The organism is Microbacterium sp. NPDC056003 (assembly GCF_042274785.1).
GTDB lineage: Bacteria > Actinomycetota > Actinomycetes > Actinomycetales > Microbacteriaceae > Microbacterium.
In genome coordinates this window covers 134,490-148,657 of sequence record NZ_JBHJXQ010000004.1, presented here as the reverse complement: position 1 = coordinate 148,657, position 14,168 = coordinate 134,490, and the positions used below count along the sequence as shown (strand labels likewise).

The 14,168-nt window shown below is 70.4% G+C and carries 13 protein-coding genes and 1 tRNA gene; 3 read left to right on the top strand and 11 right to left on the bottom strand.

Annotated elements, in window-relative coordinates; translation table 11 throughout:
• Positions 1-145 precede the first annotated feature (145 nt).
• Entirely contained in the window at positions 146-631 is a 486-nt protein-coding gene (locus tag ACFC1W_RS15440) for a GyrI-like domain-containing protein (protein ID WP_375994357.1), read from the top strand.
• On the opposite strand, the gene ACFC1W_RS15435 is transcribed toward ACFC1W_RS15440, so the two are convergent.
• Positions 628-819, bottom strand: a complete 192-nt coding sequence (locus tag ACFC1W_RS15435) for a DUF1918 domain-containing protein (protein ID WP_375994354.1) — start codon at positions 817-819, stop codon at positions 628-630. The two genes, ACFC1W_RS15440 and ACFC1W_RS15435, sit on opposite strands and share 4 nt — an antisense overlap.
• A gap of 527 nt (positions 820-1,346) precedes the next feature.
• On the opposite strand from ACFC1W_RS15435, the gene ACFC1W_RS15430 reads away from it, so the two are divergent.
• Positions 1,347-3,113, top strand: coding sequence for a hypothetical protein (locus ACFC1W_RS15430; RefSeq protein ID WP_375994351.1), 1,767 nt, complete (start codon positions 1,347-1,349; stop codon positions 3,111-3,113).
• 115 nt (positions 3,114-3,228) lie between these two features.
• Here ACFC1W_RS15430 and ACFC1W_RS15425 read toward each other — a convergent pair.
• The 3 genes from ACFC1W_RS15425 to ACFC1W_RS15415 form a co-directional block, all read right to left on the bottom strand.
• A tRNA-Gln gene (locus ACFC1W_RS15425) sits at positions 3,229-3,303 on the bottom strand.
• Positions 3,304-3,379: 76 nt separating this feature from the next.
• A complete protein-coding gene (gltX, locus tag ACFC1W_RS15420) occupies positions 3,380-4,894 on the bottom strand; it encodes a glutamate--tRNA ligase (RefSeq protein ID WP_375994349.1) in 1,515 nt (504 codons plus the stop codon).
• 15 nt (positions 4,895-4,909) lie between these two features.
• Positions 4,910-5,890 carry a LysR family transcriptional regulator gene (locus tag ACFC1W_RS15415; protein WP_375994346.1) on the bottom strand — a complete coding sequence of 327 codons (981 nt, stop codon included), beginning with the start codon at positions 5,888-5,890 and terminating at the stop codon, positions 4,910-4,912.
• 81 nt (positions 5,891-5,971) lie between these two features.
• Between ACFC1W_RS15415 and ACFC1W_RS15410 the strand changes: the two genes are divergently transcribed.
• Positions 5,972-7,042 carry an aminotransferase class V-fold PLP-dependent enzyme gene (locus ACFC1W_RS15410; RefSeq protein ID WP_375994344.1) on the top strand — a complete coding sequence of 357 codons (1,071 nt, stop codon included), beginning with the start codon at positions 5,972-5,974 and terminating at the stop codon, positions 7,040-7,042.
• A gap of 24 nt (positions 7,043-7,066) precedes the next feature.
• Here the strand turns inward: ACFC1W_RS15410 and ACFC1W_RS15405 are convergent, their stop codons facing one another.
• The 7 genes from ACFC1W_RS15405 to ACFC1W_RS15375 form a co-directional block, all read right to left on the bottom strand.
• Positions 7,067-7,906 carry a DUF6999 family protein gene (locus ACFC1W_RS15405; RefSeq protein WP_375994576.1) on the bottom strand — a complete coding sequence of 280 codons (840 nt, stop codon included), beginning with the start codon at positions 7,904-7,906 and terminating at the stop codon, positions 7,067-7,069.
• A 13-nt stretch (positions 7,907-7,919) separates the two neighbouring features.
• Positions 7,920-8,597 carry an iron-containing redox enzyme family protein gene (locus tag ACFC1W_RS15400; protein ID WP_375994341.1) on the bottom strand — a complete coding sequence of 226 codons (678 nt, stop codon included), beginning with the start codon at positions 8,595-8,597 and terminating at the stop codon, positions 7,920-7,922.
• The gene (locus tag ACFC1W_RS15395) at positions 8,594-9,736 is read right to left on the bottom strand and encodes a 3-oxoacyl-[acyl-carrier-protein] synthase III C-terminal domain-containing protein (RefSeq protein ID WP_375994339.1); all 1,143 of its coding nucleotides are present in this window, start codon (positions 9,734-9,736) and stop codon (positions 8,594-8,596) included. Before ACFC1W_RS15395 ends, ACFC1W_RS15400 begins: the two co-directional genes overlap by 4 nt.
• 107 nt (positions 9,737-9,843) lie before the next feature.
• The gene (locus ACFC1W_RS15390) at positions 9,844-11,100 is read right to left on the bottom strand and encodes an MFS transporter (protein ID WP_375994336.1); all 1,257 of its coding nucleotides are present in this window, start codon (positions 11,098-11,100) and stop codon (positions 9,844-9,846) included.
• 17 nt (positions 11,101-11,117) lie between these two features.
• Positions 11,118-11,885 carry a fumarylacetoacetate hydrolase family protein gene (locus ACFC1W_RS15385; RefSeq protein WP_375994333.1) on the bottom strand — a complete coding sequence of 256 codons (768 nt, stop codon included), beginning with the start codon at positions 11,883-11,885 and terminating at the stop codon, positions 11,118-11,120.
• 29 nt (positions 11,886-11,914) lie between these two features.
• Positions 11,915-13,021 (bottom strand): branched-chain amino acid aminotransferase, encoded by a 1,107-nt coding sequence (locus ACFC1W_RS15380; protein WP_375994331.1) that lies wholly within the window; start codon positions 13,019-13,021, stop codon positions 11,915-11,917.
• Between the two features lie 63 nt (positions 13,022-13,084).
• Positions 13,085-14,152 (bottom strand): 3-isopropylmalate dehydrogenase, encoded by a 1,068-nt coding sequence (locus ACFC1W_RS15375; protein ID WP_375994328.1) that lies wholly within the window; start codon positions 14,150-14,152, stop codon positions 13,085-13,087.
• Positions 14,153-14,168: the final 16 nt, after the last annotated feature.

Sequence of the window (14,168 nt, the reverse complement as noted above, 5' to 3'; positions counted from 1 at the left end):
CGGTGGTCGAGATCTCCGACGCGATCACGGGACCAACGACCCGTCTGCGAGGGGCTGTCCTACGCAGGCTGATGGCACGACACGACATTCGCGCACGAACGTGCCTGGCCGGCGGATGCCGGGATGACATGGTGAGGAGTAGGAGATGTCCACCGACATCCAAGTCACGAACCGCGGAGACACGCCCACGGCGGGCGTGCGCGGGACGGTGTCGATGGAGGGACTGACGGAGTTCTTCTCCCACGCGTTCTCAGAGACGATGCGCGTCCTCGCGGCACAGGGAGTTCAGCCCTCCGGACCACCGTTCGGCAAGTACTACGGGATGCCGGGGGCGACCGTCGACGTCGAGGCCGGATTCCCCGTCCTCACGCCTGTGACGCCCGATGGTGAGGTGGCGCCGGGAGTGCTGCCGGGCGGTCAGGTCGTGGAGGCCGTTCACGTCGGACCCTACGACACGCTGACTCAGACGTACGCCCTCGTCGAGCAGTTCTTCGCCGCGACCGGCCGGACGGCGGGTGAGGTCATGTGGGAGAGCTACCTGAGCGATCCGGCCGAGGAACCGGACCCCGCGACGTGGCGCACGCTGATCTCGTGGCCGTCCGTCGGCGGCGAGATGGCGAGATCGACCTAGCGTCCGGGGTGCTCGATGTGCGCGTCGACTCCGGGGAACACCAGGGTGGTCCGGCCGTCCTCCTCCCACTTGACGGTGTAGGGAGGTGAGCCGTCCTCGCCATGGACCTCCTCGATGAATCCGACTCTGGGCGGCTGCTCGAGGTGACTCGACGCGATGATCAAGAAGTCCCCTGGATTCGCCCTCATCACAGTGCACCCTTCACGCTGAGGTCTCGCTCGAGAGCCGCCGCGTGACGCGACGGCCGCCCTTCGACGTGACGAACACGGTACGCATCGGTATGGCGTCCAGGCGGGACCAAAGCCCTTCCCACGCTCGCCCTGTGGCCATCGTCCCGCGGGCAGGGCGTGAGTCCCGCGAGCCCGGTGCTCACCACGGGACGAAAGTCCCGTGTTCGTGAAGACCACAGCCGTTGGCACGGTCACGGGGACATCGTCCCCCTGGCCGCGGCATTCGGCTCGGAACGCCTTTGTCGATCCTCTACAAGAAATTCAGTCTCAGTGATCGTGGTACTTGGTTCCAGCCGGAATGCTGGCCCGAAACCGCTCTCCCGGCTGTTACGTTCACTCCGCTTCACCACGGTGAGCACACCGACGCACCAAAGGCGGTGCGGCGGACGATCGACCATCCGGAGATCCACCGACGGCCGGCGACAGCATGCCGGCCGTCGTCCACACGCCTGCTCACAGGCGCGACCACCACCAGGAGTCCCTCAGTGACGAGAACGACAGTCCACGCGCACGGCCTCGGTATGCGCATAGCCGTCATCGTGCTCAGCGTGCTGCTTGCCGCGATGATCTTCCTCTACTTCGCCACGACCTCGAAGATCGCCGCCGGTGCACAGCAGCTCGCCGATGGCACGTCGCGGGCCGAGTCGGGATCGACGGAACTCGCCGCGGGAGCGGTCACGCTGTCCGACGGCGCCGCCGAGCTGAGCGCCGGCGCGGGGCAGGTCGACGACGGCGCCGCGACGGCGGCGGCGGGTGCAGAGAAGCTGGCGGCCGGTGCGACCTCAGCGGATGCGGGCGCGGCACGACTATCGGACGGCGCGCTGGAGCTCTCCTCCGGCGCCGTCGCGCTCGTGGAGGGAACGGTGAAGAACCGCAACGGCGTCGCGCGCCTCGACGCCGGCGCGTCCGAGGCGGCCGTCGGAGCGAGGGATCTCGCCTCCGGCAACGCGAGGCTGTCCGAGGGCATCGATCTCGCTGCGGCAGGTATCAGCAAGCTGGAGAGCGGCGCCGGCAAGGTGTCGAACGGACTCGGCTCGGCGTCGACCGGCGGTGCTCAACTCACCGCCGCCCTCGTGCAGGTCGACCAGGGCACAGCATCGCTCGCGGCCGCGCTCACCGCCGCCAAGAACGGCTCCGCGCAGGTCGCGGGCGGCGCGAAGCAGGTCGAAGCCGCCGCTGCCACGCTGGCCGGGGGCGCGGCGCAGATCGCCGGAGGGACCGGTCAGGCGCACGACGGCTCGACCTCGCTCGCGGCGGGAGCGGAGAGCCTCGCCGCCGGAGCCGGCCAGACCGCCGCAGGCGCCGGTCAGGTCCGCGACGGGCTCGCCACCCTCGTGGCGCAGCTGAAGGCCGCCGGTGCAGACGAGACGCTGATCGCGCAGCTCGATCAGCTCGCGGCTGCCGCGGCGTCCGTCGCGGGCGGGGCGGAGGACGTGAAAGCGGGAGCCGACACGGTCAGCGCGGGTGCGACCTCGCTGCAGGGCAGCCTCGGCCAACTGTCCGCCGGCGCCACAGGGCTCTCGACAGGCGCGGGGCAACTGGCGGCAGCCACCACGCAGGTGGCGGGCGGCACCGCGACCGTCGCCGCGGGCACGGCGCAGATCTCTGCGGCGACAGACACCCTCGCCGGCGGTGTCACCGTGATCTCCGGGAAGTCCGCCGAGCTCGCCGCAGGACTGGGTCAGCTGAGCGCGGGCGCGGCCGAGCTCTCAGGTGGTCTCGCGACGCTCGAGACGAAGTCCGCCGAGCTGGTCAGGGGTGGCGAACGTGCCGCCGCCGGCGCCGCCGAGCTGTCCGCCGGCAACACGCGCATCGCGTCGGGCACGCACGAGCTCGCCGACGGCTCGATCCGCCTCGAGGCGGGCGCGGAGAGGCTCGCCTCGGGTGCCGGCACGCTCTCCGCAGGCGCCGCGACGCTGGCGGACGGCACGTCGGACCTGTCCGACGGCGCAGCGGACCTGTCCAGCGGTCTGGGCGAGCTCTCCGCAGGAACCTCGACGCTGGCCGACGGCAGTGGCACACTCGCCGACGGGACGGTGGAGCTCGCCGCCGGCGCGGCGACGCTCAGCGACGGGAGCACCAAGATCGCAGGAGGCTCCGACGAGCTGGCAGCCGGAGCCGCCGGCGCCACGCCGATGGTGCTGCCGTGGCTGCTTCTCGCGGCGCTCGCGGGCCTCGTGGCCATCGGTTTCTGGGTCGGCCACCGCGTGAATCACCGCAGCCGCGTGGTGGGGGCGCCCGCCACCGCGTAACCGAGAAGGCGCGGGCGGAGGCATCCCTCCCCCGCGCCTTCTCAACGCCCGTTGCGCGAGCGGACGATGTGTCATGGGAAACGAAAAACCCCCGCTCAGCGGGGGTTATCTCGTTTGGCTGGGGTACCTGGACTCGAACCAAGAACAACTGAACCAGAATCAGCCGTGTTGCCAATTACACCATACCCCAAGGCGTTTCGACCGAAGTCGTGCCGAGGATCAAGTCTAGACGACCGCGGCACGTGAGCCAAACCGAGCGGCGTGACTCAGCCCTGATGCTCGACGAGGGCGCCCAACCGGCGGATCGTCTCGGACTTGCCGAGCAGCTCCATCGACTCGAACAGCGGCGGCGACACGCGGCGCCCGCTGAGGGCGACGCGCAGCGGACCGTAGGCGACGCGGGGCTTGAGCCCGAGCCCGTCGATGAGGGCGCTCGACAGCGCCTCCTGGATCGCCGCGGCCGTGAACCCGCCCTCGGGGAGGACCTCGAGCGCGTCGACCGATGCGACGAGCACCTCGCCCGCGTTCGCCGGCAGGCTCGACAGCGCGTCTTCGTCATACGCGACGTGGTCGCGCAGCAGGAACCCGAGCAGTCCGGGCGCCTCCCCCAGGAGCTGCATGCGCTCCTGCACGAGCGGTGCCGCGGACTCGATGACGGACTGCTGCTGCGCCGTCGGCGGTTCGCTGACCAGCCCCGCGGTCGCGAGGTACGGGACCAGCCGGCCGGCGAAGTCGGCGGGCTCCAGCATCCGGATGTGATCTCCGTTGATGGACTCCGCCTTCTTCTGGTCGAAGCGGGCGGGATTGGGATTCACGTCGACGATGTCGAACGCCTCGACGAGCTCCCCTAGCGAGAACACATCGCGATCCGGCGCGATCGACCAGCCGAGAAGCGAGAGGTAGTTGAGCAGGCCCTCGTGGATGAAGCCCTTCTCGCGCTGGAGGAAGAGATCCGCCTTCGGGTCGCGCTTGGAGAGCTTCTTGTTGCCGACCTCGCCGAGCACGAGCGGCATGTGGGCGAAGCGCGGGATGAACGTGGTCACGCCCGCGTCGACGAGCGCGCGGTAAAGCGCGAGCTGACGCGCGGTCGACGGCATGAGGTCTTCGCCGCGGATGACGTGCGTGATGCCCATGAGCGCGTCGTCGACCGGGTTCACGAATGGGTAGAGCGGCACGCCGCCCGCGCGAACGAGCACGAAGTCGGGGAAAGATCCGGCCGGGAAGGTGACCTCGCCGCGGATGAGGTCGACGTAGGTGAGGTCTTCGTCGGGCACGCGCAGGCGCCAGGCCGGCTCGCGACCCTCCGCGCGGAAGGCAGCCTTCTGCTCATCGGTCAGGTCGCGGTCGTGATTGTCGTACCCGAGCTGCTTCGCGCGGCCGTTGGCCTCGTTGCGCGCGTCGATCTCCTCCGCGGTGGAGTAGCTCTCGTAGACAGCTCCGGCGTCGACGAGCTTTTCGAGCACCTCGCGGTAGATGTCGTGGCGCTGCGACTGGCGGTACGGCGCGTGGGGTCCCCCGACCTCGACGCCCTCGTCCCAGTCGATCTCGAGCCACCGCAGCGCGTCCAGGAGCTGCTGGTAGCTCTCCTCGCTGTCGCGCGCGGCGTCGGTGTCTTCGATGCGGAAGACCAGCTTGCCGCCGTTGTGCCGCGCGTACGCCCAGTTGAACAGGACGGTGCGGATGAGACCGACGTGCGGAAGGCCGGTCGGCGACGGGCAGAAGCGCACGCGCACGTCGGCCCCGGTCGCGGTGGTGGTGCGGGGATCGGGTGAGGAAGACATCGCCTCCGAGTTTAGTCAGCCGATGTCGGCGCCACCGGCCGCCCCCCGCGACGCGGCCGCCTCGCCGGAGTGGTCGAGCAGGCGGGTGATCGATGCGAGCGTCATCCGAATGGCGGGCACGCGCTCGGCACCGTGCGCCGTGACGACGTGGATCGTCCGGGACTCCGTCGGCGGAAGCGGCAGCGTCACCACTCCCGGGAACTGGGGGAAGGATGCCACGGCCATGCGCGGCAGTGTCGCGACGCCGATCCCCTGCGCCACGAGGCCCTCGACCGCGACGAAGTTGTCGGTCTCGAACGCGATGTGCGGTTCGAATCCGGCGCGGGCGCAGAGCTCGAGGAGGTGTCCACGGCACCGAGGGCACCCGGCGATCCAGTTCTCCCCCGCGAGACCGGCGACGTCGACCACCGCGCTCGTGGCCGCGCGGTGGCCCGCCGGCAGCACCGCCAGGAGGTCGTCGGTGCCCACGGTGCGCACCGAGAGGCCACGAGCGCTCGGTCCGTGAGGATCGTCGCGGTCGCCCGGGTAGCTGAAGGTCAGCGCGATGTCGGCGCGGTCCTCACGTACCGCCTCGACCGCCTCCGGCGGCTCCGCCTCGAGGTACGTGACGGTGACGCCGGTGTGGCGCTCCTCGAGCTCGGCGAGCAGGCGCGGCACGACGGTGGGCGACGCGGACGGGAAGCCCACCAGTCGCACCCGCCCCGCGCGCAAACCCCGCAGTTCGGCGAGTTCGCCGGCCGCGGCATCCAGCGCCGTCGTCACCGCCGGCGCGTGACGCGCCAGGATCCGACCGGCCTCGGTCAGGCGCACGCTGCGGCCCACGCGCTCGACGAGTGGAACCCCGAGCCTCAGTTCGAGGCGCTTGAGCTGCTGGCTGATGGCGGGCTGGCTGTAGCCGAGCGCGGCAGCCGCTCCCGTGATCGAACCCTCGTCGGCGATCGCCTTCACGACGCGCAGAGCGTGAGGGTCGATGTCGACGTCATCGAACACGGTCATGCGCGAAGCATAACCTGACATCATGATTCGCATCCATCACCTCCCGTAGACGAATACGTCGCGGAGGATCACCCTGGAGTCATGCCCACTCTCGCCGCATCCTCGCACCCGACGCTCACCGCTGCACGGGCGCAGTTCGCCGGAGGCCGCGGCTATCTCGCCGCATGCACCGTCGGTCTTCCGACTCGCGCGAGTCGCGCGGCGATCATTGCAGATCTGGATGCCGCGGCCGCCGGGCGCCCGGACCCGATGGCCTACTCCGCCGCCGTGGAGCGCAGCCGGTCGCACTTCGCGACCCTCGTCGGGATCGGCGCCGATCGCGTGGCGATCGGCTCGCAGGCCTCCGTCGCGGCCGCGCTCGTGGCTGCGTCACTCCCCCACGGAGCCGAGGTGCTCATCGCCGACGGCGACTTCTCGTCGATCGTGCTCCCGTTCGTCCACTCCGGCCGCGGCCTGCGGGTGCGGACCGCGGCGCTCGACGATCTTGCCGGGGCGGTCGCTCCCGACACGTCGCTCGTGGTCTTCTCCCTCGTCCAGTCCGCGACGGGCGAGGTCGCCGACGTGGATGCGATCCTCGCCGCAGCCGCCGCACACGGCGCGCGAACGCTGTGCGATGCCACCCAGGCCGTCGGGTGGCTGCCGGTCGACGCATCGCGCTTCGACGCCCTGATCTGCCACGCGTACAAGTGGCTGTGCGCACCACGAGGCGTCTCGTTCCTCACCGTCTCACCGGCGCTGCAGCGCGACATGCCGGCCCTCTTCGCCGGCTGGTATGCCGGACCGGACCCGTGGACCTCGTGCTACGGCGCAGTGGAGCTCGCAGCCGACGCGACGCGCTACGACGTGTCACCCGCCTGGCAGGCGTTCGTCGGAGCGGAGCACGCGCTCGCGCTGTTCGCCTCACTCGACGCGCGAGCGGCGCACGAGCACACGACGGGCCTGGCGCGACGCTTCCGCCGAGGGATGGGCCTCGATGTCCCGGAGCGCGGGAGTGCGATCGTGACGTGGGCGGATGCCGACGGCACCGACCTTGCGGCGCTCACCGCGGCGGGCGTGGTCGCGTCCGGTCGCGCCGGACGCGCACGCGTCGCCTTCCACGTCTTCAACGACGAGGACGACGTGGACCTCGCGCTGCGTGCGCTCGACCGCTGAGCCCGGACCGCTCCCCTCCGCGCCTCAGTCGAAGTCCGCCGGGGTCTGGCGGGGATAGGCGCCGCCGGCGAGCTTCACCAGGCGGGCGTGCGCGTACTCGCACACCAGCGCGTGCCGGTAGACCATCTGCGGCACATCGACGTTCGAGTCCATCCAGAGGCTGAGCCCGCCGACCTTCCAGTGCCGGAAGGTGTCGTCGTCGCACACGAGGGCGAGGATCTCGAGGAACGAGTCGTCGAAGCGGATCGAGTGCACCGCCCGGCGGTACTCCTCGACGGTGAGAGCCATCGAGAACGGAATGTTCATGAAGCACAGCGCCGTCTGGATGTCGAGCCGCAGCACACGTCGGCGATACCGCTCGGCGTCGAGGGGAGGGATGTCGAGCTGGGTGAAGTCGAGACGGTCCGGTCGCGTCAGCGGTACCGGATCGAGCGCGATCAGCAGGTCGTAGACGTTGACGTCGTGCTCGACCACCGCGTTGTCCCCGAGACCCGCGAGCGTCTCGGGGCGCAGTGTCACCGGCTCCATGTCGATCGGGGTGTTGCGGATGATGAAGTTCACGAGATTCGTCTCGACGACGAAGTGGCGGATGAGTAGGTCGACGGCGTCGGGCGAGACGAAGTGCCGCAGGAACCACACGCAGAGGAAATCCATCGTCGAGAGCGGCATCCACCGGAACGGCAGCACGCGCTTGACGATCGAGATCAGTGCGACGACGAGGCGCGAGAAGAGGCGCGCCACAGGGTACAGCCATCGCCGCGACGGCCGCCGCTGGTCGTCGATGATCTGCCGGACGAGCGCACGGTCGAGCGGGATCGAAGGGTCGGCGTACACCGCCTCCCACATGCTCGGATCAGATCGCACGAACTCCGGCACGTCAGCGGTCCAGTTCCTCGAGCTGGAGGGCGTAGAGCCGCGCCACCACTTCGGCGCAGCGGACGATCTCATCGGCGGCCGCCTGGTCGATCGCCCCCGAGTTCAGGATGGCCTCGAGGTTGCCGGTGTGCTCGGCGTCGGCATCCTGGTGGTACTTCATGAAATGCACCTGGCTGTCGGCCAGCCCGAGGACCTCCTGGAACCGCGTGGCCCAGCCGGCGGCTCGCCGCGCCCCCAGCCCCTCGATGATGAACATGGCGCCGAGCAGCCCGACCGGATTCGGCCGGTCGGCGTAATGGAACATGTATCCCGACAGCGCCTCGGAGCCCAGATTCTTCCGGCCGGCACGCAGCTCGGCGAGCGAGCCTCCGACGGCGACGTAGTCCCGTTCGATCATGAGGTAGTCGCGGTGCTCCTCCTCCGCGTGGCGGATCGCCGCCGAGCGCAGATCGAAGTGCGCGATGTCGAAGGAAGCGGCCGCGCGCGAGATCCACGGCGAACCGTCCACCACTTGCTGGCGCAGGTTGAACAGCAGACGTCGATAGTCGTCGATGGTGACGGTGCCGTCGGCGAGTCGCTGCAGGATCGGCACCCCGTCGAGGCGGGTCTCGAAGTCGTCCCACACCGCGGCGAGCCGTTCGGCGAGCGTCGCGGGAGCGGTGATCGTGTCGGTCGTCATGTCGAGGCTCCTTGCTTTTCGGTCGGGGCGACCACGGTCAGATGGGCGAAGGCGAAGGCGAACCGGCCCGACTCCGGGACGGCCAGCAGGATGGTCTCGCCGGGCGAGAAGCGCCCGCTGCGCCACGCCTCTTCGAGCGCGATGAAGATGCTCGCGGCGCCGGTGTTGCCGCAGGTCTCGAGGTTCGAGAACCACCGCGAGGTGTCGAGCGTCGGGATGCGTCGGCGCAGCCCGTCGAAGGCGAGGTCGCGGAACATGTTGGTGCTGTAGTGGCACAGCACATGGTCGAGGTGGTGCACATCGACCAGGCCGATGTCGACGAGCTCCTCGAACTGGGCCAGCCCCGCCCCCGCGAGGTCGTCGAGCACGCTGACGTCCTGGCGGAGCACGAACATGCCGGCCGCTTCGGCCTCGTCGACCGGGACGTCCTGCCAGGTCTGCCCCACGACCGGGTCGATGCCGTCCATGCCTGCCCGCATGCAGACGTCGTGCTCGTGTGCGAGCGAGACGTGGCGCACCCAGTCCACGCGCAGCGACGGACGACTCGGGTGAGGCTGGAACTCGACCACGACCGCACCGGCACCGTCCGACAGCATCCAGCGCAGGAAGTGCGAATCCATGCCGGCACGGATGCCGTCGAACCGCGTCTGCCGCAGGCTGCGGCTCGCGAGCTCCGAGCCCACGACGGCGACCCGCGGATGGTCCCCGAGGCGCACCTTGCTGACTGCGGCGTCGAGCGCGGCGAGGCTCGACGCGCACACGCCCGACGCGGAGAGCAGCTGCATGGGCCCGCCGCCCAAGCGCCCGTGCACCATCGACGCGAACCCGGGGACGAGCACGTCGCCCATCGTCGTCGCGGTCGCGAGCATGCGCAGGTCTGCGGCATCCATCCCCCGGTCGTCGAGAGCGGCGCGCAGCGCCTTGACGGCCAGCTCTTCGTTCAGCTCGGTCGGCTCGCCGTCGTCGTCGAGCGCGTAGTGCCGCGTGCGGATGCCGTTCGCGTCGAGCACGCGGCGACGGATGCGCTCGGTGACCGCGTCGTCTCCGCCGAGCCGTGCCACGATCCCCGCGTTGTCGACCGGCTCGCCGGGAAGATACCGGCCGAAGCCGGTGAGATACGCAGATGCCGTCGTGCCCATGGAGCGACGCTAGGCCATGCCCGGCCGCGCGCCGCGGAACGTTGTGGCCAGGTCACAAAACTGCATTCCCGGTCGCGAATATAGCGCCGGCACGGTCGTGGCCGATGTCACTCGGCTCCCCCCGCGGACACCGGCGTGCGGCGGCCGAAGGGCGCCAGCAGCACCGTCGCGATGACGGCGACGCCGACGGCAAGCGCGAGCCCGCCGTATCCGATCCACGACAGCACCAGCCCGGCGAGGATCGCACCGCCCGCGCCGACCAGGCTCATGGTCAGGTCGCTCAGGCCCTGCCGCCGGGTGCGCTGACCTTCCGCCGACGCCTCGGTCAGCAGCGTCGATCCCGACACCGTCGTGGCGCTCCAGCCGAGACCGAGCAGCACGAGGGCGACCGTCACCGAGACGGTGGACTCCTGCCCGAAGGACGCGGTGACGAGGGATGCCGCGAGCAGACCCTGGCCGATCAGGATCGTCGGCACGCGGCCGAGCCTGTCGGCGAGGATGCCGAAGACCGGGGAGAGGGCGAACATGCCGGCGATGTGCAGGCTGATCGTGAGCCCGATGATCGACAGCGACGCCCCGTGATGGAGGAGGTGGACGGGTGTCATGGCCATGACCGACACCATCACGCCGTGCGCCGCCGCGACCGCGAAGATCGCATACCGCGCCACGACCGGCTGGTCGGGCTTGGCGATCGCCTCGCGCGCGGTGTCCTTCGCGGCCACGATCCGGTACGCCAGCAGCAGCGGGTCGGGGCGGAGCGCTGAGAGGTAGACCGCGATGGCGAGCAGCTGCGCGACGACCGTGATGAGATACGGACCGGTGAGTGCCGGCATCCCCACCGCCTGACCGAGCGCCTCGCCGGGACCGGTCAGGTTCGGGCCGAGCACCGCGCCGATCGTCGTCGCCCACACCACGATCGACAGGTCGCGTCCGCGCGTCGCGTCGGTGGCGAGGTCGGCTGCCGCGAAGCGCGTCTGCAGGTTCGCGGCCTGGCCCGCGCCGACGAGCCCGAACGCCAAGAGCAGGAGCGGGAAGAGCTGCACCGCCGCCGCCACGACGACGAGCACGACACCGACGAGTGCGACCGCCATGCCCATCGCGAGCGACGGCCGGCGACCGCGGCGGCTCGCGAATGCGGCGAGCGGCACGGCGACGGCGGCCGTGCCCAGGGTGACGGCGGCGGCCGCGAGTCCGGAGAACGCGTCATCGCCCGAGAGCTCAGCCGCCAGCACGGCGCCGAGAGAGACCGTGGCGCCGAAGGCGAGGCCGCCGAGGATCTGGCCGAGCGAGAGCACCCAGACCGTGCGTCGCTGCACGGCCGCGACGGCCGCAGGCTGAAGGGCCGCGGCATCCGCCTCGGTCATGGGTCGATCATCAGGAGTCACGCGTCACGCGCGGTGTTGCGCAGGATGCCGAGCCCGCTGATCTCGACCTCGACGGTGTCTCCCGCCGAGATCTGCCCCACTCCGGCCGGCGTGCCGGTGAGGATGACGTCGCCCGGAAGGAGCGTGAACGCGGCCGAGGCGTAGGCGATCACGTCGGCGAGCGAGAAGATCATGTCGGAGATCGGACCCTGCTGGCGCACCTCGCCGTTCAGGCGCGTGGTGATCACCGCCGGCCCGTGGATGTCGAACTCGGTCTCGATGGCGGGGCCGAGCGGGCATGACGTGTCGAAGCCCTTGGCCCGCGCCCACTGCCCGTCGGACTTCTGCCAGTCGCGCGCGGTGAGGTCGTTGCCGATCGTGTAGCCGAAGACGTAGTCGAGGGCGTTCTCGGCGGAGACGTTCTTGGCGATGCGGCCGATCACGGCGGCCAGCTCGCCCTCGAAGCTGATGAAATCGGAGCCCTTCGGCAGCACCACGGCGTCGCCGGGGCCGATCACCGACGTGTTCGGCTTGAAGAACAGCATCGGGGCGGACGGCACGTCGTTGCCCATCTCGGCGGCGTGGTCGCGGTAGTTGCGGCCGACGCACACGAGCTTGGACCGCGGGATCACCGGCGCCAGCAGTGCCACGTCGGCGAGCGGCACGCGCTCCCCCGTCGTGTCGTACCCCGCGAACATCGGGTCGCCCGCGAGGACGACCAGCTCTCCCTGGTCGACGATTCCGAACCTGATGGCGTCGTTGTGGCTGAAGCGCGCGATCCTCACCGGATCAGCCTAGCCACCCCGCCCGACTGTCAGGCGTCGAGGCGCAGCAGCCAGCCGTGCTTGTCCTCGCGCCGGCCGTACTGGATGTCGGTCAGCTCCTCGCGCAGCGAGAGCGCGAGCTCGCCGATGGGCTGCTCGTCGACGAAGTCGCGCCCCTTGAGCAGGCCGATCGGCGTGACGACGGCGGCCGTGCCGCAGGCGAACACCTCGACGATGTCGCCGGATGCCACGCCCTGGCGCCACTCCTCGAACGAGACCGCCCGGCCCTCGACCTTGTGGCCGCGATCCATTGCGAGCTGCAGGATCGAGTCGCGCGTGATGCCCTCGAGAATCGAGTCCGACTGCGGGGTCACGATCGTGCCGTCCTTGTAGACGAACACCACGTTCATGCCGCCGAGCTCCTCGACGTTGCGGTCCTGGTCGAGGAAGACGACCTGGTCGCACTCGTTCTCGTACGCCTCGGACTGCGGGAGCAGGGACGCGGCGTAGTTGCCGCCGGTCTTGGCCGCCCCGGTGCCGCCCTTGCCGGCTCGGGCGTAGTCCTCGCTGAGCCAGATCGACACGGGCCGCACGCCGCCGGTGAAGTACGCGCCCGCCGGCGATGCGATCACGTAATAGCCGACCTTGTGCGCGGGGCGCACGCCGAGGAACGCCTCCTTGGCGAACATGAACGGGCGCAGGTAGAGGCTCTGGTCGGCGCCCGACGGCACCCAGTCGCCATCCACGGCGATGAGCTCGCGGAGCGACTGGATGAAGTACGACACCGGCAGCTCGGGCAGCGCGAGTCGGCGCGCCGATCGCTGCAGACGACGGCCGTTCTGGTCGGGGCGGAAGGTGTGGATCGACCCGTCCGCGTGACGGTAGGCCTTGATGCCCTCGAAGATCTCCTGCCCGTAGTGCAGCACCGCGGCGGCCGGGTCGAGCGAGAGCGGGCCGTAGGGCTGCACGCGCGGGCGGTGCCAGCCGCCGCCGGTCGACCAGCAGATGTCGACCATGTGGTCGGTGAAGCTGGTGCCGAAGCCGGGGTTGGCGAGGATCTCGGCGCGCTGCTCTGCGGACTTCGCCTGCAGATTGCGGTTGACGGTGAACTCGAGCGGGGTGAGTCCGGTGTCGGGGTCGGAGTCGATGAGCGTCATGACGGGCCTTGCTTTCCTGCGGAGCGTTCCGCTGAGTGTGTGGTGGCGCCTGCCGGTCCCAGGTTACGCCTGGAGGCGGGCGGCGATGGAGTCGCCGATCTGCGCCGTGGTGCGGGCGGCGGTGCCCCGGTCGGCGATGTCGGCCTCGACCGCGCGGGTGACGGCCTCGGACTCGGCCCACAGCCCGAGATGATCGAGCAGCAGGGCGGTCGACAGGATCGCGGCCGTGGGGTCGGCCTTCTGCTGACCCGCGATGTCGGGCGCCGAACCGTGCACGGGCTCGAACATCGAGGGGAACGCGCCGTCGGGGTTGATGTTGCCCGATGCGGCGAGACCGATGCCACCGGTGACGGCGCCGGCCAGGTCCGTGAGGATGTCGCCGAAGAGGTTGTCGGTGACGATCACATCGAAACGGCCGGGGTTCGTGACCAGGAAGATAGTGGCCGCGTCGACGTGCAGGTAGTCTACGGCCACCTCCGGGTGCTCCGCCGACACCGCGTCGACGATGCGCTTCCAGATGCCGCCGGCGTGCACGAGCACGTTCGTCTTGTGGACGAGCGTCACCTTCTTCGAGCGGCGCTCGGCCAGGTCGAAGGCGTACCGCACGACCCGCTCCACGCCGAAGGCGGTGTTGACGGATGTCTCGTTCGCGACCTCGTGCGGCGTGCCGCGTCGGATCGAGCCGCCGTTGCCCACGTACGGCCCCTCGGTGCCCTCGCGCACGACGACGAAGTCGATGTCGCCGGGCTCGGCGAGCGGGCCGGGAACCCCCGGGTAGAGCTTGGACGGCCGCAGGTTGACGTAATGGTCGAGCTCGAAGCGCAGCTTCAGCAGCAGGCCGCGCTCGATGTTCGCGTCCTTCAGACGCGGGTCGCCGGGCACTCCGCCGACGGCGCCGAGCAGGATCGCGTCGTGCTCCTTGATCGCGTCGAGGTCGGCGTCGGTGAGCGTGTCGCCGGTGTCGAGGAACCGCGCGGCACCCAGCGAGAACCGGGTCTTCTCGAATCGGATGCCGCTGCCCGCCGTCGCCGCGTCGAGCACCTTCTCGGCCTCGGCGATGACCTCCGGGCCGATCCCGTCGCCCGGGATGACGGCCAGCTTCACGACACCTGGATCCTGCACGCGCGGCATTGCTCTCCTCGCCTGG

Coding starts and splice junctions, on each gene's coding strand:
- ACFC1W_RS15440 (WP_375994357.1), top strand. CDS start 146: ATGTCCACCGACATCCAAGTCACGAACCGCGGAGACACGCCCACGGCG.
- ACFC1W_RS15435 (WP_375994354.1), bottom strand. CDS start 819: ATGAGGGCGAATCCAGGGGACTTCTTGATCATCGCGTCGAGTCACCTC.
- gltX (WP_375994349.1), bottom strand. CDS start 4,894: ATGTCTTCCTCACCCGATCCCCGCACCACCACCGCGACCGGGGCCGAC.
- ACFC1W_RS15415 (WP_375994346.1), bottom strand. CDS start 5,890: ATGACCGTGTTCGATGACGTCGACATCGACCCTCACGCTCTGCGCGTC.
- ACFC1W_RS15410 (WP_375994344.1), top strand. CDS start 5,972: ATGCCCACTCTCGCCGCATCCTCGCACCCGACGCTCACCGCTGCACGG.
- ACFC1W_RS15400 (WP_375994341.1), bottom strand. CDS start 8,597: ATGACGACCGACACGATCACCGCTCCCGCGACGCTCGCCGAACGGCTC.
- ACFC1W_RS15395 (WP_375994339.1), bottom strand. CDS start 9,736: ATGGGCACGACGGCATCTGCGTATCTCACCGGCTTCGGCCGGTATCTT.
- ACFC1W_RS15390 (WP_375994336.1), bottom strand. CDS start 11,100: ATGACCGAGGCGGATGCCGCGGCCCTTCAGCCTGCGGCCGTCGCGGCC.
- ACFC1W_RS15380 (WP_375994331.1), bottom strand. CDS start 13,021: ATGACGCTCATCGACTCCGACCCCGACACCGGACTCACCCCGCTCGAG.
- ACFC1W_RS15375 (WP_375994328.1), bottom strand. CDS start 14,152: ATGCCGCGCGTGCAGGATCCAGGTGTCGTGAAGCTGGCCGTCATCCCG.